General features: G+C 58.8%; 19 protein-coding genes and 1 pseudogene. 7 read left to right on the top strand and 13 right to left on the bottom strand.

Features of this window, described 5'->3' with window-relative positions; genetic code table 11:
• Positions 1-35 precede the first annotated feature (35 nt).
• Positions 36-1,343 (top strand): ATP-binding protein, encoded by a 1,308-nt coding sequence (locus tag LIX93_RS27115; protein ID WP_226507128.1) that lies wholly within the window; start codon positions 36-38, stop codon positions 1,341-1,343.
• A 104-nt stretch (positions 1,344-1,447) separates the two neighbouring features.
• Here the strand turns inward: LIX93_RS27115 and LIX93_RS27110 are convergent, their stop codons facing one another.
• On the bottom strand, positions 1,448-2,143 hold the full coding sequence (locus tag LIX93_RS27110; protein WP_226507127.1) for a hypothetical protein: 696 nt from the start codon (positions 2,141-2,143) through the stop codon (positions 1,448-1,450).
• Between the two features lie 211 nt (positions 2,144-2,354).
• Here LIX93_RS27110 and LIX93_RS27105 point away from each other — a divergent pair, with 211 nt between their 5' ends.
• The 5 genes from LIX93_RS27105 (at position 2,355) to LIX93_RS27080 (ending at position 8,648) form a co-directional block, all read left to right on the top strand.
• Positions 2,355-4,925, top strand: coding sequence for a glycosyl hydrolase family 28-related protein (locus LIX93_RS27105; RefSeq protein ID WP_275948760.1), 2,571 nt, complete (start codon positions 2,355-2,357; stop codon positions 4,923-4,925).
• Positions 4,926-4,982: 57 nt separating this feature from the next.
• Positions 4,983-5,585 (top strand): TetR/AcrR family transcriptional regulator, encoded by a 603-nt coding sequence (locus tag LIX93_RS27095; protein ID WP_226507126.1) that lies wholly within the window; start codon positions 4,983-4,985, stop codon positions 5,583-5,585.
• 250 nt (positions 5,586-5,835) lie between these two features.
• Positions 5,836-6,519, top strand: coding sequence for a type 1 glutamine amidotransferase domain-containing protein (locus LIX93_RS27090; protein ID WP_226507125.1), 684 nt, complete (start codon positions 5,836-5,838; stop codon positions 6,517-6,519).
• Positions 6,520-6,750: 231 nt separating this feature from the next.
• Entirely contained in the window at positions 6,751-7,896 is a 1,146-nt protein-coding gene (locus tag LIX93_RS27085; protein WP_226507124.1) for an alkene reductase, read from the top strand.
• A gap of 332 nt (positions 7,897-8,228) precedes the next feature.
• Positions 8,229-8,648, top strand: a complete 420-nt coding sequence (locus tag LIX93_RS27080; protein WP_226507123.1) for a hypothetical protein — start codon at positions 8,229-8,231, stop codon at positions 8,646-8,648.
• 34 nt (positions 8,649-8,682) lie between these two features.
• Here the strand turns inward: LIX93_RS27080 and LIX93_RS27075 are convergent, their stop codons facing one another.
• The 3 genes from LIX93_RS27075 to LIX93_RS27065 form a co-directional block, all read right to left on the bottom strand.
• On the bottom strand, positions 8,683-10,587 hold the full coding sequence (locus tag LIX93_RS27075) for an AAA family ATPase (protein WP_226507122.1): 1,905 nt from the start codon (positions 10,585-10,587) through the stop codon (positions 8,683-8,685).
• 259 nt (positions 10,588-10,846) lie between these two features.
• Entirely contained in the window at positions 10,847-11,095 is a 249-nt protein-coding gene (locus tag LIX93_RS27070) for a hypothetical protein (RefSeq protein WP_226507121.1), read from the bottom strand.
• A 784-nt stretch (positions 11,096-11,879) separates the two neighbouring features.
• Entirely contained in the window at positions 11,880-12,950 is a 1,071-nt protein-coding gene (locus LIX93_RS27065) for a hypothetical protein (RefSeq protein ID WP_226507120.1), read from the bottom strand.
• A 144-nt stretch (positions 12,951-13,094) separates the two neighbouring features.
• Between LIX93_RS27065 and LIX93_RS27060 the strand changes: the two genes are divergently transcribed.
• On the top strand, positions 13,095-13,877 hold the full coding sequence (locus LIX93_RS27060; protein WP_226507119.1) for a hypothetical protein: 783 nt from the start codon (positions 13,095-13,097) through the stop codon (positions 13,875-13,877).
• Positions 13,878-14,081: 204 nt separating this feature from the next.
• On the opposite strand, the gene LIX93_RS27055 is transcribed toward LIX93_RS27060, so the two are convergent.
• From LIX93_RS27055 to LIX93_RS27015, 9 genes and pseudogenes are all read right to left on the bottom strand, one after another.
• Positions 14,082-14,783: a SprT family zinc-dependent metalloprotease gene (locus LIX93_RS27055; RefSeq protein ID WP_226507118.1), complete on the bottom strand. Its 702-nt coding sequence runs from the start codon at positions 14,781-14,783 to the stop codon at positions 14,082-14,084.
• The gene (locus LIX93_RS27050; RefSeq protein WP_226507117.1) at positions 14,780-18,106 is read right to left on the bottom strand and encodes a type I restriction endonuclease subunit R; all 3,327 of its coding nucleotides are present in this window, start codon (positions 18,104-18,106) and stop codon (positions 14,780-14,782) included. The genes LIX93_RS27055 and LIX93_RS27050 overlap by 4 nt, the downstream gene beginning before the upstream one ends.
• A gap of 67 nt (positions 18,107-18,173) precedes the next feature.
• Positions 18,174-18,653, bottom strand: coding sequence for an ATP-binding protein (locus tag LIX93_RS27045; RefSeq protein ID WP_226507116.1), 480 nt, complete (start codon positions 18,651-18,653; stop codon positions 18,174-18,176).
• Between the two features lies 1 nt (position 18,654).
• Positions 18,655-19,920 (bottom strand): restriction endonuclease subunit S, encoded by a 1,266-nt coding sequence (locus LIX93_RS27040; protein ID WP_226507115.1) that lies wholly within the window; start codon positions 19,918-19,920, stop codon positions 18,655-18,657.
• Positions 19,913-22,408 (bottom strand): N-6 DNA methylase, encoded by a 2,496-nt coding sequence (locus tag LIX93_RS27035; RefSeq protein WP_226507114.1) that lies wholly within the window; start codon positions 22,406-22,408, stop codon positions 19,913-19,915. The genes LIX93_RS27040 and LIX93_RS27035 overlap by 8 nt, the downstream gene beginning before the upstream one ends.
• Before the next feature lie 328 nt (positions 22,409-22,736).
• Positions 22,737-23,009 (bottom strand): annotated as a pseudogene (locus LIX93_RS27030) (hypothetical protein); the annotation flags it as partial.
• A complete protein-coding gene (locus tag LIX93_RS27025; protein ID WP_226507112.1) occupies positions 23,006-23,986 on the bottom strand; it encodes an integrase domain-containing protein in 981 nt (326 codons plus the stop codon). The pseudogene LIX93_RS27030 and the gene LIX93_RS27025, both read right to left, overlap by 4 nt.
• The gene (locus LIX93_RS27020) at positions 23,964-24,323 is read right to left on the bottom strand and encodes a hypothetical protein (RefSeq protein ID WP_226507111.1); all 360 of its coding nucleotides are present in this window, start codon (positions 24,321-24,323) and stop codon (positions 23,964-23,966) included. Before LIX93_RS27020 ends, LIX93_RS27025 begins: the two co-directional genes overlap by 23 nt.
• On the bottom strand, positions 24,307-25,674 hold the full coding sequence (locus LIX93_RS27015; protein ID WP_226507110.1) for a YfjI family protein: 1,368 nt from the start codon (positions 25,672-25,674) through the stop codon (positions 24,307-24,309). The genes LIX93_RS27020 and LIX93_RS27015 overlap by 17 nt, the downstream gene beginning before the upstream one ends.
• Positions 25,675-25,930: the final 256 nt, after the last annotated feature.

Here is a 25,930-nt window from a genome sequence, read left to right as displayed (position 1 = left end):
TTTCCTTCACGCGACTTCCCTATGGCACTGCGTCCATGACCCACCGTCCAGCCCCATTTCCTGCCAACGAGGAAGAGCGCGCTCTGTCGCTCGAACACCTGCGCGTGCTGGACAGTGCCGCCGAGCAGGGTTTCGACGACGTGGTGCTGTTGGCGACCACCCTGTGCAATGTACCCATCGCGCTGGTGTCGCTGGTGGACCGCGAGCGCCAGTGGTTCAAGGCCTGCATCGGCCTGGATGTGCAGGAAACCCACCGTGACCTGGCCTTCTGCGCCCATGCGATCCTGGATCCCTGCGAGGTGCTGATCGTCGAAGATGCCACCCTCGACCCGCGTTTCGAAGAAAGCCCGCTGGTGCTGGGGCCGCCCTATATTCGCTTCTACGCCGGAGCGCCGATCCGCACCCACGCCGGCCACGCCCTGGGCACCGTGTGCGTGATCGACACCCGGCCGCGCACCCTCAGCGCCGCTCAGTCGCTCGCCTTGCAGGCCTTGGCCAGGCAAACAGGGGCGTTGTTGCAGCTGCGTCTGCTCGATCGGCAGCGCGAGCAGCACGAGGCCGAGCTGACGCTGCAACTGGAGGCAGCGCAGGCGCACAGCCTGGCCGCCGAGCAATCCCTGAATCATTCGCGCCGGGTGTCGTCGCTGGGCATGCTCACCGCCAGCATCGCCCACGACTTCAACAATCTGCTGCAGTCGTTCAGCGCCAGTCTGCAGATGATCCGCCTGCGCGCGCGGCGGCCGCTCGACGTCGAGCGCTTCAGCGACACCGGGCTGCAAGCGGTGGAGCAGGGTCGGCAACTGGTCAATCATCTGCTCAGCAGTGTGCGCCGTGATGGCCCGGAGCTGATCTGTATCGATGTCAGCGAGCGCATCGCCGCGGCGCAGGAACTGATGCAGCGCTCGCTGAGCCGCGATATCGAGCTGACGTTCGACCTCGCCGCTCACGGCTGGGGCGTGATGTGTGTCGAGGTGCAACTGCATGCCGTGGTGATGAACCTGCTGGCCAATGCTCGAGATGCCTTGGCGGGGCCAGGGCGGGTCACCGTGGCCACCCGCTTGCAAGCGGTGGAAGACGACCTGCAACTGGCGCAAGGAGACTACCTGGTGCTCAGCGTCAGCGACAACGGCCCGGGGATGACCAAGGCGCTGGCGGCTCAGGTGTTCGAACCCTTCTTCACCACCAAGCAATCAGGCCAGGGCACCGGCCTGGGGCTGGCGCAAGTGCGCGAGTTCGCCCAGAGCGCCGGCGGCTGTGTGCGGCTTGAAACCGCCCCAGGCGCAGGCACCCACGTGAAGCTTTATCTGCGAATCCTCGGCCACATCGACGGCCTGCCGCAGTAATTTACGCATCGGCTGGGATCGTCTGGCACTGGGGGCAAGGTGGCGCGTTCGGCGGGAAACAACCGCACTACGCCAATACCCTGGCGCAGTGCAGCGAGTGCGGATCAGCGTGAGGGGCGTTGTTGCGGCCCTGAGCGCGCATCGTTACGCGCCATGCTCTCTGTGGCCATGGCGGGTGCCGACGCCTTGCCATGCAAGCGCTTCATGGCCCAGACATGGTCCAGGGTCGCGGCCAGCCACATCGAATAGGTCAGCAACTCGATGCCCTCTTCGGCCATGGTCTTGGCCAGGCGCGCATAGCCATCCTTGAGGATCAGGTGCCAAAGATCGCCCATGCCGAACACTCGGGAAAACACCAGGATGCCCAGGCCCGTGGCAATCGAGCCGAAGGCGGGGGTGCGAGTGAAGGCGGCCAGTGCCTGCACGGTGTCCGCACGGTTTTCCTTGCTCCAGCCGATGGCCAGGCACACCGCCGCGATCGCACAGAAAGGCCAGCACCAGGCGCTGTGACTGATGGGGTCGAACAGCCCATCGAGTTCGCGCATCAACAGACAAGCAAAAAAGCCCCCTGCCAGCACGCTGAAGCCTTTTTGATGGGGCAAGCGAGCATTGCGCCAAAACAAAAGGGCGCAGATGAACAGCATGATTTCCTGAGTGACTTCGGTGAATGAGGTTTCCAGTATTTGCGTGTTGAAGACGGCGACATCGAGCCAGATCATGCCAAGGCCGAACAGGCTCATGGCGATTTTGAGACACACGCCCAAGGTGGCGTGGCGAAGGGTTTGCAGATCGGATTTCAAAACGGGCGGGCTCCGGGGCGCGGGGAATGGAGGGCGGAGGTGTTAGCGGCTTGCACTATTATTTGACAGGCTTTTCACAAATTTGTCACAAGCTGTTAGATGAAAGTTTCAGTGCCCTCCGTCTGAATCAAGGGCGATATCTCGGAACCAACTGCCTCGATCCTTGCCTCAACCGGGATTCAGCCCCTTTCCCGCTAGCACGGACCCGCTCATGACCACTCGATATAACGTTCTGGATTTCGGCGCCAAAGGCGACGGTGTCACCGATGACACCCACGCCATTCAGCTGGCCATCAACGCGGCGTTCAAGGCGGGAGGCGGGGAGGTGTACGTGCCGCCAGGCACTTTCATCGTCAGTGGTACCAACGCCGACGGCGGCAGCCTGACGCTCAAATCCAACGTCACCCTGACAGGCGCCGGCCAGGACATCACCACCCTGCAGCTGGCGCGTGGCACAAGTTACGACATCGATGGACTGGTACGCACCTCCAGCACCAGCAACACCCATGATGCCGGCATCAAGGACCTAACGCTGCTGGGCACATCGGCCTACACCAGCGGTACGGTGAACGGCTTTGTGACCGGCGCCGCGGCGGGCTCGAGCGCCCATGCCAGCAACATCACCGTCAGCCAGGTGACCTTGACCGGCTTCACCGGTAACGCCCTGCAGGCCAATGCACACGTCACCGATCTGGTCGTCAGCGACAGCCTGGCCCTGAACAATCAGGGCAGTGGTTTCGTCACCCGCTTCGACGACCAGAGCACTGCCAAGTTTTACGACAACACCGCCTCTGCCAGCGGCGGTGATGGTTTCGATCTGCACTATTGGGGCGGCAAAACGCTCCTCTACAACAACGTCGCCAACGGCAGCACCGGCGATGGCATCGTCCTTGAGGAAGTGCCCAGCAGCCAAGGCTCAGCCTCCCTCGGCGGCTGGATCTCCGGCGGCGCCGTTTACGAAAACGCCGGTGCGGGCCTCGTCATACGTGGCTTCACAGGGCGCGTCGACGGGGTGAGCGTTTATGACAACAACGAGGCGGGCGTACGCCTTGAAGGTACCGATCACGCCGTGGTTACCGTCTCTTCCATCTATAACAATGGCCGCGCCAACGGCGACGCGCAGATCGTCGCCACCGGCAACACCCTCGCCGACGGCCAGGTGGTGCCGGCAGATAACAGCCTGACGATCAGCTACAACACCCTGAGCGTAAGCGGCGAAGGCAACCACAGCACCACCGCCGTGCTCGACACCGACACCAGCACCCCGCAGTACCATCACATTCTCGGCAACATCGTGCAGGGCCTGCCCGATGGTATCGACGTGGCCGGCAACCTGAACGCTGCGCAGCTGGCGCCCAACCGTTTATACGGCACCGCAGGCCCCGACACTCTGATCGGCAGCGCGGCCAGCAGCGATCTGTACGGCGGCGGTGGCGACGATGTACTGATCGGCGGCACCCGCAACGACCGGCTCGAAGGTGGCCTGAGCGCTGACACTCTCACCGGCGGCGGTGGCAACGACACCTTCGTGTACAGCCATTTGGCTGACAGCACGCGCCTCCACCTCGACGTGATTACCGATTTCTCGCAGACGCGGGACAAGCTCGACCTCACCGCGCTGGGCATCGACCGCCTGGGCAACGGCTACAACGACACCGTCGCGCTCACCTATGTCGCCGCCGAGCATCGCAGCTACCTCACGCATCTGGCCGACAACGGCCGCGAAGACTTCCGCCTGGCCCTGGACGGCGACTACCGCACACGGCTCACCGACAGCCAGTTTACCGTGCTGCACCAAGGCACCGCCGGTGACGACACGCTGTCGTGGCTCGGCACCCCGGATGCCAGCGCCATCTACGGTGGCGCCGGCAACGACGTGCTCAAGGGCGGTCATGGCGATGGGCATCTGGACGGCGGCGCGGGCGCCGATATCCTCACCGGCGGCGGTGGCGCCGATGTGTTCAGCTACCACCAGATCAGCGACAGCTTCGTCAACGACCGCACCGGCGTGACGTCCACCGACCTGATCACCGACTACAGCCTCGACCTCGGTGACGCCATCGACGTCTCCGACCTCGGGTTCACTGGCCTGGGCGATGGCCATAACGGCACGCTGGCGCTGGATCTCACCGACCACGTCTGGCGCGTGCAATCACTGGACGCCGATGCCGACGGCAATCGCTTTTCGTTGAGCTTTACCCTCGCCAACAGCCTCGGGCTGGCGACCAGCGATGCGGCCAAGGCGTTCATCTTCGCGCCGAGCATTGAGGCCTCGAAGTACTATCTGCCCTATTGGACGACCACCGAAGGCAAGGACATCTTGACGGTCGGGGGTGGCGCCACGGTCGACGGCCACGGCGGCGATGACACCCTCACCGCCGGTGTCGGCGACACGGTGTTCATCGGTGGCCTGGGCCGCGATGTACTGACCGGCGGCAGCGGCTCGGATACCTTTCGCTACACCCAGTCCGAGGACAGCTACCATGGCGCCAATGATCTGATTACCGATTTCAATCCGCTCAAGGACCAGATCGACGTGGCCGCGCTCGGCTACACGGGGTTGGGCAATGGCCACGATGGCACCCTTTTGGTGGACTACAGCGCGGACACTGGGCGTACCTATGTCAAAGATCTCGACGTCAACGCCAGCGGCCACCGGTTCGAGATCGGCCTGGCCGGGGATCTCGCGGCAGCGATCAAGCCATCGAGTTTCGTATTCGCCGGGGAGGGGAGTGCCGAGCTGACCTTGCTCGGCGTCGCCCATGACAGCGTAACCGGGTAACAGTCGTTCCTGGCGGGATAGTAGACCGATCGGCTAGTAAGGTTTAACATGCCCGCCATGAGCACTCCAAAGACACGCGAAACCACCGACGTCCGCCAGGGAATCCTTGATGTAGGCCAACGAATCATGGCCGCCAAGGGTTATTCCGCCGTGGGCCTGAATGAAATCCTGGCCACGGCGGGTGTGCCCAAAGGGTCCTTCTACCATTACTTCGGGTCGAAGGACGCCTTTGGCGAGGCGCTGTTGGAGAGCTATTTTTCCACCTATCTGGCCGAACTCGATCAGATCCTCGCCCTGCCTGGTCTGACGATGGCCCAGCGGCTGCTCAAGTATTGGGAAACCTGGCAGCACACCCAGTCGTTCGAGGATTGCCAGGGCAAATGTCTGGCGGTGAAGCTTGGTGTGGAAGTCGCCGACCTGTCCGAAGCGATGCGCGCGGTGCTCAAGCGCGGTACCTCTGGCATTATCGATCGCCTCGCCCAGGCCATCGAAACCGGTGTGGCAGAAGGCTCGTTGACGGTCGGCGGCGAGCCCTACGCCGTTGCGCAGAGCCTCTATCAACTGTGGATCGGCGCCAGCATGATGGTGAAGATCACCAAGAGCGTGCTGCCTTTTGAAACGGCCGTGTCGACGACTCGTCAGCTGCTTGCGCTGTCCTGAATCCCTGAGGCGTCCCCTTATCGTTGCTCTCCAGAAGACTGGAGGAGCGAAAATATCAAAAAGCTATAGACGACTGGTCTAATCGAAGTTAAGGTAGTCAAACATTCACCGCAACGCACAGTAACAGGATGATCAGCAGCGCTCAGGTGCCCTTGGTCAGAAGCGCGGCGCAGTGATCAACATTTGCCTATGCTGTAGACGACCAGTCTAATTTTTTGACCCGAACCCCTACTGGAAAAGGAAAATCTAAATGAAAGTTCTCATGGTCCTGACTTCTCACGACACCCTTGGCAACACGGGCCGCAAAACCGGCTTCTGGCTCGAAGAGCTGGCCGCACCGTACTACGCCTTCCTCGACGCCAAGGCCGAGATCGTCCTGGCCTCGCCAGCAGGTGGCCAGCCGCCCCTCGATCCAAAAAGCAACGAGCCAGACTCCCAGACCGAGCAGACCCGCCGTTTCGAGGCCGACGCCGCCGCGACCGCCCAACTCGCCAATACTGTGCGCCTGGACAGCGTCTCGGTTGCCGATTTTGATGCCGTGTTCTACCCAGGCGGCCACGGCCCACTGTGGGACCTGGCTGAGAGCCCAGTCTCGATCAAGCTGATCGAATCCTTTCTGGCTGCCGACAAGCCTGTCGCCCTGGTCTGCCATGCGCCCGGCGTACTGCGCCACGTCAAAAAGCCTGACGGCACCCCGCTGGTGCAAGGCAAAAAAGTCGCCGGCTTCACCAACAGCGAAGAAGAGGCGGTCGGCCTGACCAACATCGTGCCTTTCCTGGTCGAGGATATGCTCAAGGCCAACGGCGGCCTGTATTCCAAAGGCGCGGACTGGTCTTCCTACGTGGTCCGTGACGGCCTGCTGATCACGGGTCAGAACCCGGGGTCGTCCAGCGAAGCCGCGACCGTGCTGATCGACCTCCTCAACAACGGCTGATCCGGCGCTCGGCGGGGGACGCAGCCGCGTCTCTCGCCTGAATTGAACCCTCTGTATCCGCACTTCACGCTATCGGCATGGGGCGGCGGATTGCGCCCTGATTTTCTGACGTGCCCATCACGGCGTCACGGACATCAGCAGCGGCGGCGCAGGCTAGACCTGCGGCAACCACAAATTTCTCAGCCTCGGGGCTCGCCCGCCGAGTGACTCACGCTTCAAGGAAACTGACTCATGAAATACCCCGCACTGTTCGAACCCACCACGCTGGGCCCGCTGACCCTGAAAAACCGCATTGTCATGCCGCCGCTCACCCGCCAGCGCAGCGCCCAGCCTGGCGACGTGCCCACGGCCCTGATGGCTACCTATTACCAGCAACGCGCCAGCGCCGCCTTCATCGTCAGCGAAGGCACGCAGATCGAACCCCGCGGCAAAGGCTACGCCTGGACGCCGGGCATCTACAGCCAGGCGCAGATCGATGGCTGGCGCACCGTCACCGACGCCGTGCACGCTGAAGGCGGTGTGATCTTCGCCCAGCTGTGGCACGTCGGTCGCGTATCCCACAACGCCCTGCAACCCGACGACGGTGCGCCGATCGCACCCTCGGCAATCCAGGCGAAGAACGTCAAAGCCTTTATCGAAACCGGCCCAGGCACCGGCACCCTGATCGAGCCCTCGATGCCGCGTGAATTGAGCGTCGATGATATCCACGCACTGGTCGAGCTCTACGCCCAGGCCGCGCGCAACGCCCTGAGCGCCGGCTTCGATGGCGTCGAGCTGCACTGCGCCAACGGTTACCTGGTCAACCAGTTCATCTCGGCCCACGCCAACCAGCGCACCGATGAATACGGCGGTTCGTTGCACAACCGCCTGCGCTTCTTGCGTGAAGTGGTGCAGGCCGTCAGCGCCGTGGTCGGGCCGGATCGCGTCGGCGTGCGCTTTGCACCACTGTTCACCAGCACCGATGAGGACCGCGTGTACATCGGCTTCGTAGAGGAAAATCCGCACGAGACCTATATCGAAGCCATCAAGGTGCTCGAGCAAGAGGGCATCGCCTACCTGTCGATCGCCGAAGCCGACTGGGCCAACGCCCCCGACCTGCCGGAAGATTTCCGCCGCGAGGTGAGAAGCACCTTCACTGGCCGGATCATCTACGCCGGGCTGTACACCGCTGAGCGCGGCGCACGCCTGATCGAGGCTGGCCTGGCGGACTTCATCGCTTTCGGTCGGCCGTTTATCGCCAACCCCGACCTGCCTCGGCGCATCGCCAACGGCTGGCCACTCAACCCGCTGAACGCCACCGGCCTGTATGGCGGGACCGAGCAAGGTTTTACCGATTACCCACGGTATGTCGCCGCTGAATTGGAGGTAGTGTCATAAGGTATCGAAGGCGAAGTGGTACTGATCACCGATAGCAATACCGGCATCGGCACCAAGGCTGCCGGTGATCGCTGATGCTGAAGGGTACCTCTGTAAGAGATGTATTGATGCGACCGGCCCCTTCGCGGGCAAGCCTTGCTCCTACAGCAAGCAGTTCCTCTGTCTTACACCTGTGGGAGCAAGGCTTGCCCGCGAAGAGGTCTGCACAGCTGGCACAAAAGTCGTAGCGAGGTGGCTGCGATCAGGCGCGATTGCAGCGTTCAGGAACTGGAGAAGTGCCATTGAATCCTGAACGCAATTCTGGAGTCCAATCTCTCAAAGGAGGGAACCCTATGAGAACTCTGATCGCAGCGCTTGCCATTGCCGCTCTGGCGGGCTGCTCATCCAATGCCATCAACATCAAGCAGACCACGCCCGCCTCCCCTGATGAGGTCTACGCCTATCAGGCAAAACCTAGCGGCCCGAGCGGGCAAGTGACGGTGATGCGTGAGGGCGGGGTCTACGGCGCTGCCTGCGATGTCGTTGTCTACGTCAACGACAAACGCGCGGCCAAACTGGGCACCAGCGAGCGAGCCACCTTCAATCTGCCTGTGGGCAAAGCCACTGTCGGCGTCGGATTGACCGACTCCGGGCTGTGCGGCGGCGCCGAGGTCAGGACGATCCCGGCAGATGTCCCGCTCAACGGCGAAAAGCTCTACCGGATCAGCTCGGACATAAACGGCTGGTTGATCACCCCGTATGTCGAACATTGACGGGGCGATCGCGGCAGATCAAGCGGCCGGCAGGTCAGTTCAGCGTCGAGTCCTCGCTGTAAGCCGCTTGTTCCAGGGCGGCATGCTCACGCTCGGAGTTACGCACAGCACTCAGCCCCAGCGCCTCATAAACTTCCGCACCGTCAATGGTCTCGGCCTCCAGCAACCGCGCCACCACCGTATCCATCGCGACGCGATGCTCATGCAGCAGCCCATCACAGATCGCCTCTTGCTCGCGCAGTAATGCATTCACCTGCAGCAGCGTAGGCGTCGGGTCAACTTCGATACCCGCATCGCGCATCACACTCAGCGTCGCCAGATCACTGTGCGGGCCCATACCCAAGGCGCTGACCATCGACAAGGCGATACGGGTCGCCTCCTGCAAATCGGACGACGCCCCCGACGACACCTCATGGAAATACAGCTTCTCCGCCGCCCGCCCCGCCAACAACATGACGATACGGTTCTGCAGTTCAGACTTGCGATGCAGGCGCTTGTCCTCGGTCGGGATCACCAAGGTCACGCCGAGCGCCTGACCACGCGGCAGGATAGTCACCTTGTCGACCTTGCCGATTTTCAACTGCGCCGCCGCGAGCGCGTGACCGGCCTCGTGCACGGCAATACAACGACGCTCCTGCTCGGTGAACGGCGTGACACCCATAGGCTTCTCGCCGATGCGCTGGGTCTCGATCGCATTCACCAGGTGATGCTCCTCGATACTGCTGGCCGCTTCCCGGGCAGCGAAGATCGCCGCCTGATTGACCAGCGCCGCAATCGCCGCCGGAGTCAGGCCCATGCAAGTGCCGGCCAGACGGTCGATGTCCATCTCGCCGACCTGCTTGAGCTTGCCCAGATACAGGCGCAGCAAGGCCTTGCGGTCCTCCAGCGTCGGCAGCGGCACGGCGATGGTGCGATCAAAGCGGCCCTCGCGGCGCAGCGCCGGGTCCAGGGATTCCGCCAGGTTGGTGGCGCCGATCACCAGCACGCCGTGGGCCGAGCTGAAGCCGTCCATCTCGGTGAGGAACTGGTTGACGATGCGATTCTGCTCGGCCTCGCCCATGCGCGGCTCGGCAGCGCGGCGGCCGATGCCGTCGATCTCGTCGATAAGAATGATGCACGGCGCCTTGCGCCGCGCCTGCCGGAACAGACTGCGGACCTTCATGATGCCCACGCCGTAGAACATGCTCGAGAAGTCGCTGCCAGTAGCCGCGATGAAGTTCACCCCGCACTCGGTGGCCAGTGCCTTGGCCAGATGCGTCTTGCCGGTGCCCGGCGACCCGGTCAGCAGCACCCCACGCGGCGGTCGCGCGCCCAGAGAGGTGAAGCGCTCGGGATAACGCTGGGCCATGGCGATGTCCAGCAACGCCTGCTTGGCCTCGCCGCAGCCGACCACGTCGTCGAAGGTGGTGGGCGTATGCTTGTTGCGGCGCAGATAGCCCATCACCCGCCCGGACACCGTCGGCCACGCGACGCTCAGCAACAAACCGATCACCAACAAGCGCATGGTCATGTCGATGGCAGCGCCGGCACTGATCGCGTCGCTTTCTTTAAGCTCGGAATACTGGAAGGTCGGCGTCGCATCGCTGGCCACGAACAAATAGGCCTGACGCGCCACGAAGCCAGAACCGTCGTACACGGCGTAATGGCTGCCGTCCTTGAGAGTGACGTACAGCTGGTTGTTGCCGCTGATGGCCTCGGCCACTTTGTCGGCACGCACGTCGTCGACGAAGCTGGAGAAGCGCGCAGGTTGAGCGCGCCATGGGCTGTCGTCGTGCTGGAGTTGCTCGGCCATGGTCGGGTTGGCGGAGACGGGGGATTCGCTGTGGGATAGCCACATGCCGCCGGCCAATATCAGGGTGATGGCGATGCCCGCTGCGGACTGCCAGTAACGATTACGCAGCCGAGTGCGGATGCGCTGGATAAATGAAGGTCGGGCCATCGGAACCTCTGCCTTGGGCGAATACCGGTAGAACGGGGAGCGTTGCTGCTCTCAAGGGGGTATCGGCCGGCGGAGTGGAGAGTGGAGCGCCGGAAAATTGTTCCCCGCTGGGTGGTAGCGAGAAATGGGCCAAGGTGGGATGGGCGGGGATGAAGGGCGACGGGCGGGTGTCCCAAGCCCTGCAAGGCGCAGGACTTTAGGTAGGGGCATTGAGAGGAGCAGGGAATGACTGGATTCAGCGTCAGCCATCGTTGAGGGGCTATTCCTCTGCAGGTAGCCTTTGCAACCGTTCCTGCACCGCGTCGTCGAAAATCATGTAAAGCGCTTCAATATCTGCTGGCTTCAACCTTTTGGAAGTTTCAAGGCCAAGGATCAATGCAATCTCCAGCGTACCCTCACGTTCGATGTCTTCCCGTGTGCTCGCTGCATTGAGTGCACGCACCAGGTCGTTGATCGGTCCACGGACAGGCTTGGGTAGCTTCAACAGGTCCAGTCGTTCTTGCGGCATGCGGTTGGCGCTCCGGCACAGGGGGTGAGCGCTGATCGCGTGCGGGGGCGCGGTTGGCACTGGGAGGATGACAATATGGGATTGTACAGGTATGCCTTGATTGATGCTGTGGTTGGCTTTGAGGTTATTACCAGGCTGGCGTAGGGGCCTGACTATATACGGGTGCGTTTGGGCAGATTGCGGGGTTCGCAGGGTAAATGCAGAGGCAAGCGCGTGGTCCCGCCGGTCTCCGTGCTGCTGGTCGGCATTTTGGTAGGCCGTCGCCTTTGCGAAACGTAACAGCTAATTCGTATCGCATAGCAGTGGTTCAATTGGCGAAATAGTCGCATCAGGATTTATGGTTTTGCTGCCCGGAGTATTGAGCTGTGAGAGGTTTTCCTGTGGGCTTTGGGCGGGGGTAGCTGTATGCAGGGTAGGAATAGCGGTACTTGGTACTGTGTCGGTTGGGCCGGGGTGAGCTGAAATGATGTGCTAAGCCTATGAAAAATATGAAGTTGTTTAGTTGCGCCGTCTTTGTGGAATACCATTTGGAATGCGCTGCACAGGATTGAGGCGGAATGCTGAAGCGTGATCCTCCTGAGTCAATTACCAAGAGTCATTTCGCTGTGGCCAATCTCGTGGTTGTCAGCCCGTTTTTCTTTCCTGTGTTGGATGAGGATGGGTACAGGTGTCAGCTTTAAATGAAGGGACCTAATTGGCTTTGATTACTCATCGTTAGCATCCGGTTGCTAAGAGTACAGGTGCGTGGTTGAGCAGTATCTTGTACTTGTACCCTGCTCGCGGACTATGTGGGCGTGAAAACGGCGAAAAATTCCTTGAAGCTCTTTGTGGTTAATGTGTTATGTATGCGTGGCAATCCTGTTTCATCTAAAGGGGCGGTTCCTTTGCCGTTTCGGCTTCTCTCGTGCTGGAGTTGCTCTTGCAGTTTATCCACTGATAGCCAATAGTTGCATGTCTGCTGGTCATGTGATCGATTGATGCTGAAGTATTTTCCGTCTCGCTCACCTGCGACTGGGTAATGATGAATGGACTCACTCAGCCAGTATAACTTGGAGTCCAATGTGGCTATCCATGTGTCCTGAAGCTTGCCATAAAAGAGCTCTTTGGAAAACTCCAGGGCGCCTTTTATGTATTTAAGGTCTTGAACGCCATTGAAGATGTTTTTGAAGCGCTGCGCTGGCTTGTTGCTCCCACTCATGAAGTTGTTCTTGATATCTTCGATTTTGGCGTTAAGCTCGTCGGAATAGTTGGGCTTTTTCTCACAGAAGCAGTACTTGGCAATTTCGGCTTCAACGGCGCTGAGCATATCAATGTCATCACAAACACGGCTCATATATGTTTTGAATTTTTCAATGCTTGGCAAGCTCGGCTTCGTGGCGTTGATAATATGTATCTGCATGAGCGAAAAAAACGGCACGCTGTAGAGGTGCTGCTCTTCTATGCTGAGTTCTGAAAACTCATACGGTCGGGTTCTTTCCGTTTCATTTGGAGTGTTTCGTGTCGCGGTCGGATGATCGATCATCTGCGGGCAGAATATCGAAAGAAACAATTCATACATCTCAAAGCTAAGCTTCTTGAATTTCGGATGGACCTCATTAAGGGCAAGCCCAGGCGTTATGCACAGACTTTGTGGTGGGCAAGAATTTATGAAATTTATAAGTCTAGTTAAGTCGAAATCGTTCGGGCTGTGGCGGCGAAGAATTACATCTTCCATTCTCACCAGAATGTTAAGGTCGAGAATCAAGGTCGTCTCTATGCCGTTCCGCTTGTTCTCGGCCACCATGCTTGGGGTGAGCCGCGGGGAACTGTCGGTTTTGCGGCAAGGCTTTATGAAATGTAGGGTATGTGTGGGCATTGTGATTTACCTAACTCCTATCTGATTAAACTGTGTCCTTAGATCGTTTGCTGCTTACTGCGTAGAGCCTGCATTGCCTGCTGGGTCGGCGTCAAGTAGATAGTCAGATATTGCTTCTAATGATCCTTTAGTGGTGATAAATTTATGCTACTAATCTATGGCGTGGATGATATGAAGAAAACTAGGCAGGAAAACGTAATTCAAGCTGCAATTACCGGTGCATTGGAAGCCTATTGCAGAGATAGTCGGACTTCGCTCAAAACCTTCCCCCCATATGCTGTACAGCAAGGCGACGGAATGCGGCTGTATTGTGGTGATCTAGTCGCTATGCTGGAAAACGCTAAAATACTGCTTTTGGAAATTAAAGAGCTTAATTGTAAAAGCGGGGTTTTTGACCAGTTTGATGGCGAGCAATTCAAAAGCTGCCTTGCTTATGAGAGACTTGGCGTTCCCATTGCATACTCATATAATACTATATCTCTTCCTGATTATGATGATCGCTCGGATGTTGAACGGTGGCCTGAGTTAATTTTGGGTAGGACGAAACGGGCATTGCCGAGTAAGCTGCCAAACAAAAAGCCAGATAAGTTAAATCATTCATCGCTGCTGGATTGGCTTCGTGATGATCAGGGCGGCGACATGGCTGCGGGCTTTGGCCGGGTGCTCGGTGCGCTTAAGCGTCCGGAAACGCTAAAGAATGGTGCGTTGGTCCTTCTGTACGGCGTAGCTGAGCAAACGCTTGCAATGCTAGATCGTGAACAGGTTCTACTCGTTTTGAACTATTTGGACAAGGAAAGTAAATTGCGTCCGGGTCATTATAAGAAGATAGAAAGTGTACTGGGTGCCGCGGCTGAGGTATTTAAAGGTTACATAAAGCCTATGATTATTAGAGACAACTCTGGTGGGGCGACGCCAGGGCAGCCGTGAATTATTTTATTGATTTTCTGCAGGGTATGGTTGTTCAAAGAGTTCTAGGCGCGTGGTGATTCTAATGTCTGGCTCAAAGGTTAAATGCAGAGATTTATCCGATCGCTGGAACCCTGGTGCTTGTAAGCCATCCTCATAGCCAAGTTGGTTGGTTCTGACCAGTACCTAAGTCGCGGGTGCTGGTGAAATGGTCAGCCATGGTACTCAGAGGCCTTCAACATCAATTCCGTGTTCTGCCAACCATGTCTTGCGCTGTGCATAGTCAGGCATGACGCGTTCCAGGCGGAGCCAAAATTCTGGGGTGTGATGTGGCTCTTGCAGGTGCACCATTTCATGCACCACCACGTACTCCGCAATGGGCTTGGGCAGTAGGATTGTTTTCCAATGAAAATAGAGCTGTGCGCCCTTACCACATGAGCCCCAGCGATAGCCCAGATCCTGCACACGCACACCGCTGGGGATCAGGTCCATGCGGGCTTGGTGGTTCTTGACGCGCAAGGCCAGCCAGCTTCGGGCGTGTTCGCTGTACCAACGGATAAAATGTTCACGGGCTCGCGGCAGTTCGCTACGCAGCAGGCGGAAGCGACCGGCAGAGAGTTTAAGTGGCACATCCTGCTCATCAACCAGTTTGAGGCGGTAACTGCGCCCCAGATATAGAAACCCCTCTCCGTCCACGTATTCCTTAGTGGGGATTGAGCGCTGCAGGCGTTCCTTTTCGGCAAGACGCGAGTAAATCCAGAAGCTTTTTTCCGCTACGAATTGCCGCAGCGCTTGCTCCTCTACCTCTGGCGGGGCAGACAGGATAAGTGCGCCGTCACGCTCGACAGTGATCTGTAGCGTCTTGCGCCGCGCGCTTCGGCGTAGCGTCAGTTGTAGGTCGTCTACAGTGAGGGTTTGATTGCTCACAGCTGCATCAACCGTTCATGGCTGGCTCTGGCCTGATCCATCAGGCGGTCAGACAGCACACCCGCCGTATCGCTATCCACCAAGGGCGGACGCAGTCTCATCAAGTGATCGAATAGCTGCCCGGCCAGCTCTTCCTGTGCCGCTCGCTTGCGCGGGCTCCAGATATCGCGGTGGCTTTGGAGTTCGCCCACCAACAAATCGACCAATTCTACTGTCACATCCTTCAAACGCAGCATCTCGGCGGGCTGCGGATTGGCGTCGGCACACACCACATCCAGCAGGGTGCGCAGGAAGGGTGCATAGTGCTCGGGCAGATCCAGGGGGCTGTAGTCATCGCTCATTTGACCGCTGCGCAGCTCGTTGATGATCTTCTGCATCTGTTCAACCAACTGATCCCACTGCTCGCCCAGCGACTTGAGCAGCTCGTTCAGGCGTTCGGACAGCTTGCGAAAAAGCACCGGATCTTCATCAGCATGGCTGCGCACATGCGAGCGAATGGCGTGCTCCATCTCTGAGGCCTTGGCGCGGTCGTTGACGCTACGCGACAACTGCTTCTCGAAGTCTGCATCGGTGAGCTGGATCGGCGGAATCTTCGGGTCGATGCCCAGCGAAATAACGTGATCGTCGATCAGCTTGCGCACCTTGGCACCGACATCCTTGCCCAGTTGCGGCAGGTCCTTGTAACGCCCGCGCGCACGTGCATGGATATAGGCCAGACGCTTGGCATCCTTGACGAAGGGCAGGCCCTCGGGGCGTGGCAGTACGGTGTCCAATGAGTCGAGGAACGCTTTCAGCTTTACCGCAAATTCGGCGCGCATCTTTTCCGACTCCAGTGCGGCAATGCAGGCTTCTGCATCTCCCAGCGACTCGATGCCCTGGCGGCGCAGCACATCCACTACACGCAGATGACGATCTCGCAGCACCGGCACTTCGTCCTTGATGCTGCTCAGCGCACCTTCGATATCCTCGTCCGCATAGGCTGCCAGGGCTTCGCGCAGGTGGTTGGCGACCCCGTAGTAGTCGACCACGATGCCACAGCGTTTGCCGAAACCAGTACGGTTGACCCGCGCAATGGCTTGCAGCAGCTCGGCTTCCTTGATTGGCCGGTCAAGGTACATGACCCCTTCAATGGGAGCGTCAAAGCCGGTGAGCAACATAGACTTAACAATCAGGAAGGCAAGCGGATCGGTCTTGCCCGACTGCTCATGATTAAGAGGCTTCTTGAAGCGTTGGATCAGTTGCTCGTGCTTGCTGCCATCCGTCCAGGTTTTCCACTCGGCCGGATCGTTATTTGAGCCGGAGATAATCGGTGCGAATTCCAGGCTGCGTACCCTGTCGCGATAGCGCCACGCCTGCACGCGCGCCTGCAGCTTGGGTGGACGCTGGCACAGTGCCTCATCGTCGAGGTCCTTGTCGGCTGCCGGCAGCGCTTCAGCCTCGACCAGCAATTCATCACGGGCGGCCTGCAGCGCGTGGAAATAGCGGATTACCGCAATCCGGCTATAGGCTACCACCTGCGCCTTGTAGCCATTGGGCAGGATATTGGTGACGTAATGTCTGAGGATGTCGCGCGCCTTATCAGCGATTAGCGCGGGGGCATCAAAGATATGGCCCTTGGTGGCGTACTTTTTCTTGATCAGCTCCAGCTCGTCCTGACTGTGCTCGCGGAACAAATCCTCGAACAGCTCATCCAGACTCGCCCCATCTTTCAATGCGCCCTTGGCAGTGCGTCCTTCGTAAAGCACCGGCACTGTCGCTCCATCTGCCTCGGCTTCCTTGATGGTGTATTTGTCGATGAACGCGCCGAAAATTTCGTGGGTGCGTTTCTTATCGCCCATGATGATCGGTGTACCGGTAAAGCCGATGCGCACGCAGTTGGGCAAGCCCGCCAGAAGGTTCGCCTGCAGATCGCCGGCTTGGGTGCGGTGGGCCTCATCGATCAATACCAGAATACTCTCGTCGTGGTTGAGCACCTCGAATGGTTTGTTTACCAGATAGCGCGCTCGCTTTTCTGCGGCTTTGAGGAATGGCGCAGTGTCCACGGCGATGGGTGCATCCCCGTTTTCCTCCTGCTCGGGATTTCGATACTTTTGGATGGTGGCGAATACCAAACCGGGGCCCTGGCGACGTGCCAAGGCTTTAACACCCTCGATATTGGAGGCCACCTCCGGCAGTTCACCGCTCAGCGTGGCGGTGGCGGAGAGCTGGTTTTGCAGGTCTTTACGGTCAGTGACCACGATGATTTTGAAGCGGCGCAGTTGTGTATCCGTGCGCATCTTGCGCACCAAAAATACCATGGTCAGGCTCTTGCCTGAGCCTTGAGTGTGCCAAACGATGCCGCCGCGCTGATCGCTCTCGCCATGCTCAAGGCGTGTCTGCCCACGCTTCAGGCGAATCACCGTGCGGTTCACCGCGCGGTACTGTTGGTAGCGGCAGACCGTCTTGATGGTCTGCCCGCCAACCTGCATAAACAGCATGAAATGCCGGATCAGATCGAGCAGGTGGGCCGGCGTCAGCATGCCTGCCACCAGGCGCTCCTGCTCGGACAGTTTGGTTTTGCCTAGCTGCTCGGCTACTGACTGCTCGCTGCCGTTGCCATCCGGGCCAACCACGGTTTTCCATTGAGAGAAATGCCCGAAGCCGGCACCAATGCAGCCCACCCGTGCCTCGTCGTAGCTACTGGCGACCAATAGCTGCACGCTGGCGAACAGTGTCTCGTTGCCCTCGTTTTCCTCGACCTCGAAGGCTGCCTTGCGCTGGTTGCTGTAGCGGCGCAATTGATCGACAGCTTCGGCCAGCGGTTCTGGAATGGAGGGGCTCTTGCACTCCACCACTACCAGCGGGATGCCGTTCACCAGCAACACCAGATCCGGGACGATAAATTTCTTGCCGCTGTTATACCCCGGTGGGCAATCCACTCGGAACTGGTTGATCACGCGGAAGTGGTTATTGGCCGGGTTGGCCCAGTCGATGTACTGGATGGTCTGACCACGTCCGCCTTCCCAGCCCTGAAGGCCATCGACCGTGATGCCTTTGAGCAGCAGCTCAGTGACTGTATGGTTGGCTTCCATCAGCTTGCCGGCGCCCACGCGGATAATGGCCGCCAGTGCTTCTGCAATGCGCTGCTCATCCAGCCAGGGCTGATCGTCGCGCAGGTTGATGGCAAGCAAGCGCTCGGCCAGTGCAGCTCGCTGAATTACTTCACTGAAACTGCTGCGACCAGTGATGGCCGGGTCGTCGAGGCTGCCCTCGATATGCTTCCAGTTCAGCCCCTGTAACTGAGCCACAAAGGGTTTTTCGACGTCATCCAATTCCCAGCCCACGGTTACTCCTTTAATCCAGTTCAGGCGTGTATGGGCTCATACAGGCTCATAGCGGCTCATAGAATTTTTAGCTGAGCTTATAGACCGACCAGCGTCGTTCACTTTGCTGTATCAGTGTGCCCTTGTCTTTCATGCGCTTGAGCAGTTTTGCCGCTTGATCATGGGGCAGCATGGCTATGCATTCGGGCGTGCCGTAGTATTTCAAGCGGCGGCGTAGATAGACGCCGCTGGTGGTGGCAACTTCGCCCTGAGCTTTGGGTACATGGATACGTGCCACGGTCACGCCATCCAGATCGAGAGCCTCGGCCTGTACGTTCAGCGACGGCGAGGTGCGCGCTGCGACCATGCCGGCAAGGCCGTTCAGCAGGTGATGTTCGGCATGCAGGCCGGTATGTGTGCCGTTGTCCTCCACGCCCAGCCACAGCTCGCCGCCCTCGGCATTGGCAAGGCAGATCAGCGCCTCGATTAGTTCGCGGTCGGGGAGCTTGCTGCGATCGCTTTTGAGCTCGACGGTGAGGGATTCGCGGGGCGGTAGATGCTGGGGCATATCAGGCTTCCGTTGGTGCAGCAGTGTGTTGCATAGATTCCAGCATTGGAGTGATACGTACGCGCCCGGTTAGCAGGTCATCCATAAGACCGGATCTCTTCTGGAGCAGCTTGTTCACAGCGATCTGCTCCGCTTCCAACCTTGCCTGTAAGGCATCATATCGCGCAGCGATGGAATCTTGCTCACTCCTGCTTGGCACAGCTACCAAGAGCGGACGCAGGTCTTGGAGATTAATGTTTTTCTGTGCGCTCTGAGGTGCGCGAGCGTTGAGGGCTCTCTTAGCCCGACGAATCGACAGTTCAACGAAGCGGATATTGTGCTCTGGAGCAACAACTGCCCCTACAACGCTGTCCGGAAAAAACATCGGGCGCGCCAGTACCGCGGTGTCAGCGATGTTGGCTGCGATCGTAATGGCGATAGTGCCAATTGGAAACTTTTGGCTCACGGAAATGCCGCGCTCACTTAGAGTCTGGGAGTAACTAGATATGTAACCTCCTTGAGCCAACGCGACGTCTCCAGTTTGGATAAATGGGTATTCTCCCCCAAAGAAAGCTGGATCATTCCTTGGCCTGTGCGTGAATTTTCCGCGCGAGACCTCTGCTAAATCTCCAAGCTTTTGTATTTCCCATTCCCTCGGAATCAACCCCAACGGCGACTCCTTGTATAGTTGCGGCTCGTCACTCTGTGTTGGGCGCAGTTGGCCATTGGCGTCGATGCCACGGGTCAGCAAGTCGTGCAGCACGCCCTGCTTGACAGCCTCGAGCTTGTCGATCAGCGCCTCGGTTGTGCGGATCTCGGTATCGAGAGTGTCGAGTATTTGGGCGATTTTCCTCTGTTCACGCTCATTGCGCGGTATTTCAACAAAAAACTCTCGAAGCTCTCCGCGCTTGATGTGCTTCATCGTACTACCATGTGTACGCTTGCCCATTTCAGCAACAGATGCTTGCAGCACATGAAACAGGAATGAGCGATCAATCCCTTCAGCAGGCACAACTTTAAACAGATGTTGGTTCAGCCATGCTGAGCCACCAGTCCAACGTACGACTGCGAGTGTTCCGCTCCAAGAGAAGATCAGATCACCATCGTCAATCCGGTAGTTGTCCGGTAACAGGCCGGGAAAACGATCAACGATGCCTTGGCTACCGGTAATTTGAGCTATTCGGATGATCGGCAGACCGTGCTCTGACCAATGCAACTCATTGAACGCGAATCCGTTCTCATAGCTTCCCAGTGAGGCTAGGCTGCGTCGCTGCCACTGATCAGACATACCCCAATCCCTTAATGAAGCCTTGCAATGCCCTCGTCGCCTTGTCGCGCTTGTGCTCAATCTCATTCAACGTCACCCGATATTTGTCCCACCAGTTCTCGAAGGCAGCGACTATCTGTTTGCGCTGGGCGGCGATATAGCGCTCGACGATGGCTTGCATATCGTTGTGCAGGATGGTCAACAGCAGTTCGGCCGCTTGCTGCTCGTCCAGCCCGTCGACGGCCTGATTTAGGTGGCTGGCGAAGTTCTCCTGCCGGGTTTTAAGCTGTTTTTTCACCTTGAACAACTCGGCTTTCCAGGCTCTGAGCTGGGCTTCGTCGACGGTGTTTTCTTCGTCATCTGTATCCGTCGCGCTGTCAGCCTCGTCAGCCTCTTCCCCCTTGATCGGGGATGCGGCCTTGAGCTGACTATCCAGTTCGGCCTTTTTGGCCTCCAACTCGGCCAGCCGGGCAACGAAATCGCCAAGTAGGAACTTCACCAGCTTGTGCTCCAGCGGGCTTTGCTTGCTGGCCTTGTCTTCCAGGGCGGTGATGATGCTGGTACGCCAAGCGTCGATTACGCCCCGGCTACCGCGAGCCATCAAGCCAAGGAAGTCGTATTTGCTCTGGTACCAAAAGCCCGCGACGATGCCCCTGACTTGGAAGGGGTCGAGCAGTCCGATGCCTTCCAGCGTCTGGCTAAAACTGGCCAGTAATTCACCGCGCAGTTCAACCAGTGCAGCGCTGTTATTGAGCTGCCCTGCCAGTGCGTTGATACGCGGGCTGTGTTCGTGCCACCAGCGCTCGAAGGCATCACGGAGGGCCGCTTCTTTGACCTGCAGTCCTGCATTGCCTTCGACGGCAGGCTTGAGGTCGGCGCGGCGGCTTAGCTCGTTGCGAAAGTCGAAATATTGCGCATCGCGAGTGACGAACAGGTCGTGCGGGGCGAGGCCGTGGGCGGCGAATAGCGGCGCTTTCGCTTGGACTTCGGCTTTGGGCACTCCCCCCAGCAGATGCGCACGCACGTCATGCGGCTCGGGCGGCGGTGTGTTATCCACATAGCGGCGAATATTAAGGTTGTACCCGTTGTCGCGCAGAGTGGCGATATCCACCACGTCGCTGAGACCGTCGATTCGGCGAAATTCGTCGAAGGCGGTGGTGATCTTCTCGATGTTCTCGGGCAGCAGGTAGTTCTGCGCACGGCCCTCGAAGCATTCGCGGTCGGCGTTGATAAACAGCACCTTGCGTTGGCGCTTGGCAGGCTTGGCGCTGACACGGTTGGCGCCTTCCTGCTTTTGTTGGCGCAGGATAAGGATGCAGGCGGGAATGCCGGTGCCATAGAACAGGTTGGCCGGTAGGCCGATCACTGCTTCGAGCAGGTCGTTCTCGATAATGCCAGCGCGAATTCCGCGTTCCTCACCGCCCCGGAACAGCACGCCGTGGGGCAGTACGGTGGCGATCATGCCCTCGTCGCGGGTCACTGCGAGCATGTGCTGCAGGAACATCAGGTCGGCTTTTTTCGAGCCCAACGACACCTCGCCGAAGCAGAAGCGTTGCTCGCGGAATGTCGGGTTCCAGGCCAGGCTGCCATCCGGGGTTTTCTCGGTATGGCCCCAGTTGATGGAGAACGGCGGGTTGGTGAGGATTCGGTCGAAGCGGCGCAGTTCACCGCCCTCGATATGCCGAGGGTCGGCTAGCGTGTCTTCGTTCTCCAGCCAAGCGTTGCTGATGCCATGCAGCAGCATATTCATCTGCGCGATGGACCAAACGGTACCGTTGAATTCCTGCCCGAACAGGTTGGCCTTGCGGCCGTCCTCGCCGTGCTCATCGATATATTCCTTGGCAGCAATCAACATGCCGCCCGAGCCACAGCAGGGGTCATAGACATCGTGTGCTAGAGTCGGCTTGAGCAGGTGAACCATCAGCCGCACAACCGAGCGCGGTGTATAGAACTCACCACCTTTCTTGCCGGCAGAGTCGGCGAACTCAGCGATCAGGTATTCGTAGGCTGCCCCCAGCAAATCGGGGAATTCGAAATCACTATTGCGCAGACGCACCTCACCGAAGTGGGTAATGAGTTGGCGCAGCTTCTGATCGGGAATCTTGCTCTGGCCGACCTTGCGGGTGAAGTCGATATGCTCAAGCACCCCTTCCAGGGAGACGTTATTTTCCTCGATGCCGCCCAGCGCCTTGTTAAGTACATTGCCGACGTTGATGTGCGCTTCGTTGAGCAGATACCTGAAGCGCGAATGGTTGGGCACCCAGAAATTGCCATCGCGCTTGTACCAGCGTGGATTTTCTGCCGTGACAAAGGCCTCAGCCTTGCTCTTACCGGCATTTATTTCATCGGCAACGACCTGCTCATAGCGCTCCTCGAATACGTCGGAGCAGCGCTTGAGGAACAGCATGCCAAAAATGTATTCCTTGAACTCCGAGGCGTCCATCTTGCCGCGAAGAATATCGGCAGCCTTGAACAGATGGCGTTCCAGTTGTTGCAGCGTGAGGGGCATTGCGGAATCTCTTGTGGGCACCCAGGGAGCGGATGCCGGTCCCCATGGTATTAAATGCCGGGGATTGTATCTCAATCCGAGCTCGGCACTGAGCTGTCTCGGTTACCCGGGCCAGGTCGGGCGTCTAGCGCTAGCTGTACTGACTTTTTCATGTCGGTGATTCGCACTGATGCTCATTGCAGCGCGTTGAGCATTGAGCTGTTCCCCAAAAATGACCCACTTGCTATATCTCTCAGTCGCTTACGGCTTGCAGGGCTATTTGCTCTACCGCGCTTTTACGATCACCTGAACAAACTACTGTCAGCAAGTTGCGACACACGGCAGGGGCGATCACCAAGTCTCGGTTCTTCCCTAATCGCTTCCAGACCAATGAAGCCGTGAGTAGGTAATAATACCGGGTGGCGTCTGAATGATCTTTCAGATACTGAGTGAGAAACCAGCGCACATGCTTAAGCTGCCAAGTCCAAGGATTATCACGCTGCCAGCGCTCTTGAATGGCCGCTTGCATGAATCGAGCTTGCCGTAGGTGACGTTGCTGCGTAACCTTTGAACCAGTCATTACGCCGCTCAGGAACAGCTCCATATTGAAGGGTTTGGTCACGCTCGACCTCCAATGTAGGCCGAAATGACATCGATCCGGTTATGCCCAAGCTCAAGACTGATTTGCCGTCGCGCCTTTTGGTCCAGAGCGTGGTCGATGAGATAGCATCGGCCACCGTTGACGGGGGCCGCGTGGCCAGTGAGTTGTGCGTAACGCTCGCACGCATAAGCGGCTCGCAATTCATGAACCCCCTTCAGTCCCAGCTTCTGAAGCAATTCACGGGCTGGCCTCACCGTCTGTTGCTGGAACTTGGCGTAGCTTTCACCTTGGGCCAGCAAATTGCGGCTGTGGGGTGGCGAAGCGTGATGAGCCATCTGCAAGGCTGCCTTAACCTCGTTATTTGCGATGATCCAGCGCGGAGCTGAAGCGCCAGCCCGGCCGCCTTTGGTCCCATCCTGAATATTGATGCGGCCTAAGTGTTTAGCCTCACGTTGCAAGCGTGGCAGGTCAGCCAAGATCGTTTCGCGCAAGCGCATGCCGGTTGCGCGGGCCAAGCAGATAATCGCAGCGACGCGGTGGTGGTGCTGTTCGCGAAGCGCTTCAATCACTCGACTCAGTTGTTGGTGCTCTTGGCCATCCGGTGCGCGGGTGCGTACGCTTGATCGCTGCATGCCGAGTGTCTTACTCGGGCTGGCGATTTTCACGTACTGGTCGCCGCGTAGTGCTGCGAGGGTACGGTTTACGCTACTCAGGCGGTTCTGCGCGGTGGCGATGCAGATTTCACCTTGGTGGATTTGCTGACGCAGGTGTGTGGCGTAGCTGTGCAAGGTACTGCGATCTATCTGGCGGGCGTCGTTGTAACCGGGGCCGTCCGCTGACCGACACCACTTCACGAAAGCCTGCCAGCGATCACTGTGTGCTTTGACCGTAGCGAAGTGGCCGCCGGCAAACATATCTTTCAGTGCTTGTGGGCCGGCATAGCTGAGCTGACGGCCGTAGCCAAAGTTGCGGCCATCACGCCGGCCGACCAATGCCATCGGCTTCACCGTTTTCCGTGTCTTGCAGAAAGCGCAGCACCGCTTTCCAGTGGGCGCTGATCTTGTTCACTTGTTGCCAATGTGTGGGACGAATAATCAGGGCGTTTTGCTGATGCCGCAACATTGCTCCCTCTTCGCGCATTTGGTGGATCAGTTGGCCGATGTCGACAGGCCCTAAGGCAGGTGTGGCGACAACGGCGACAGTGGCGACAACCCTTGTAGTTGCTGGTCTGAAGCATGGCGACAAGGCGGCGACGGAAGTGGCGACACTCCGCAACGCAGGCCGTGTCTGATGCTGCGCCTGATAACGGCGCACCGCATCATTGAGGCGGAACATGGCGTACCTCGAAGGTCTTTCCGTCATGAGAGTCCAGCCAGCTATGTGAGATCAATTCGACCAGCAGCGTAATGGTGTGATGGCTGCTTTTGCGGGCAAAACGGGGGCCATTGCGGTTGAGGTCGCGGACGGTAAATTGGGTCCAGCCTTTTTGCGTCAACCAGCGCAGCAGTCGATCCGATTCCTCGCGTAACGTGTTGACGGGCTCTTGCTCCGTCAGGCGCTGGATCTCGGCGAGGTAGTAATCCATCAGCGTCGAGGCGCGCTGGATATGGGGCTCGTCCACTACGTGCGCGTCTTCAATCACCGCCAATACCCCGGCGATACGCAGTACATTGGCGGCTGCTTTCCCGGCTACAGATTGAATGCCGGCCAGCTCGCCAAACTCACCAGACTGGCATTCGATGGTGTCGTGAATATCGATCCAGGCAGTGCGAGCGCTGGGTGTCAGTTCCAGCCTGTCAGGGTTAAGTGAGCCGTCGTTGTGTAGCGACAGCGGCTTATCCAGCAGAGCGGTAATGCGCGCTTGGTAGCGCTGGATCCTGGCATCTCGCGTGAGGTCGACTGCCTTGTACAAGCGCCGCCCCACCAGGCGTTCGGGCCAACTGATCAGGCAACGGCCAAGGATGCCTTGGCCATTGATCATCCGGTCTGTGAGTAGCTGGTTGGCCAGGTAAGGTTGCAGCATCAGATGCAGACTGAGGCGACGATCATAAGCTCGCAGGCTTTCGCCAGGCATGGAGCGCGCCCGGTCGATGGGGCTGCCATCCCAGAGCGCTGACAGGGTGGTGATGGCCTTGAGTTGGTTCTCTTTACTCATGGTGCTGCTGCCCAGAAACTGGCCGCCCTCATCGTTGAATAACCCCATGCTGGGCAAGCCCTGGCATAGGTTTTTGATCAGGGCTTCAATCGTGGGTTCGGCGATGATCAATCTGGGTGGGACGGGTTCGGATAACTCACGAGCTTCGTGCTTTCCTCGAATGGCGGCGCGATTGGATTTCAGTTGCTCCAAATACAGCATCCACTGTCGCCGCTCCCACTCACGTGCAGATGCTAGCGCCAGATGATCCACTGCGCTTTTACGATCACCTGACGATGCCACCGTCAGCATGTAGAGGGACAACGGATAAACACGGCCATCGAGCTGCACATTGGCGTGCGACTGGGTCACCAGGGCGGCAGTGGCTAACGCCGATTGCGCAGCCATGGCGCAGGGCACGCCGATCACCTCGGCCATGCGTTGGACGGCTGGCCCTAATATCTGTCCCAACGCTTCGACCGGATATGCCAGCGGCTCGGGCCGGTATTCCAGCAGCGGCCGTGGCAGGTCGAACACTTCGCACAATTGCATCGTCATTCTCCTGGTGTTTCGAATTTCTCCCTCACTCTCCCCGCCACGGTTGTTGAGTGTTATCAGGGATCAAGGCCCCTGCAGCCTGTGAGGGTTGTCCACTTACGCGGGACGGGCGGCTCTTTACGACCGGGAGCTTGGGCATCTCATGATCTGGCCTCCTGAGCACCAATAGCGGTGGGCGGGTGGAGGCTGCGTTGGCTGACGAGACCAGCGCCGCGAGATCCTGAGTCTGTTGCAGGCAGTGATGCGATGA

The sequence above is a fragment of the Pseudomonas sp. MWU16-30317 genome (assembly GCF_020515695.1).
Lineage (GTDB): Bacteria > Pseudomonadota > Gammaproteobacteria > Pseudomonadales > Pseudomonadaceae > Aquipseudomonas.
Note: the sequence above shows the minus strand (reverse complement) of the source record. Positions and strands in the feature narration are given on the sequence as shown.

What these genes read in the sequence shown, in the direction of transcription:
- LIX93_RS27115 (WP_226507128.1), top strand. Translation starts at nt 36, where the DNA reads ATGACCCACCGTCCAGCCCCATTTCCTGCCAACGAGGAAGAGCGCGCT.
- LIX93_RS27060 (WP_226507119.1), top strand. Translation starts at nt 13,095, where the DNA reads ATGCTACTAATCTATGGCGTGGATGATATGAAGAAAACTAGGCAGGAA.
- LIX93_RS27095 (WP_226507126.1), top strand. Translation starts at nt 4,983, where the DNA reads ATGAGCACTCCAAAGACACGCGAAACCACCGACGTCCGCCAGGGAATC.
- LIX93_RS27105 (WP_275948760.1), top strand. Translation starts at nt 2,355, where the DNA reads ATGACCACTCGATATAACGTTCTGGATTTCGGCGCCAAAGGCGACGGT.
- LIX93_RS27040 (WP_226507115.1), bottom strand. Translation starts at nt 19,920, where the DNA reads ATGTCTGATCAGTGGCAGCGACGCAGCCTAGCCTCACTGGGAAGCTAT.
- LIX93_RS27045 (WP_226507116.1), bottom strand. Translation starts at nt 18,653, where the DNA reads ATGCCCCAGCATCTACCGCCCCGCGAATCCCTCACCGTCGAGCTCAAA.
- LIX93_RS27065 (WP_226507120.1), bottom strand. Translation starts at nt 12,950, where the DNA reads ATGCCCACACATACCCTACATTTCATAAAGCCTTGCCGCAAAACCGAC.
- LIX93_RS27025 (WP_226507112.1), bottom strand. Translation starts at nt 23,986, where the DNA reads ATGGCATTGGTCGGCCGGCGTGATGGCCGCAACTTTGGCTACGGCCGT.
- LIX93_RS27035 (WP_226507114.1), bottom strand. Translation starts at nt 22,408, where the DNA reads ATGCCCCTCACGCTGCAACAACTGGAACGCCATCTGTTCAAGGCTGCC.
- LIX93_RS27085 (WP_226507124.1), top strand. Translation starts at nt 6,751, where the DNA reads ATGAAATACCCCGCACTGTTCGAACCCACCACGCTGGGCCCGCTGACC.
- LIX93_RS27075 (WP_226507122.1), bottom strand. Translation starts at nt 10,587, where the DNA reads ATGGCCCGACCTTCATTTATCCAGCGCATCCGCACTCGGCTGCGTAAT.
- LIX93_RS27015 (WP_226507110.1), bottom strand. Translation starts at nt 25,674, where the DNA reads ATGCAATTGTGCGAAGTGTTCGACCTGCCACGGCCGCTGCTGGAATAC.
- LIX93_RS27070 (WP_226507121.1), bottom strand. Translation starts at nt 11,095, where the DNA reads ATGCCGCAAGAACGACTGGACCTGTTGAAGCTACCCAAGCCTGTCCGT.
- LIX93_RS27020 (WP_226507111.1), bottom strand. Translation starts at nt 24,323, where the DNA reads ATGTTCCGCCTCAATGATGCGGTGCGCCGTTATCAGGCGCAGCATCAG.
- LIX93_RS27080 (WP_226507123.1), top strand. Translation starts at nt 8,229, where the DNA reads ATGAGAACTCTGATCGCAGCGCTTGCCATTGCCGCTCTGGCGGGCTGC.
- LIX93_RS27090 (WP_226507125.1), top strand. Translation starts at nt 5,836, where the DNA reads ATGAAAGTTCTCATGGTCCTGACTTCTCACGACACCCTTGGCAACACG.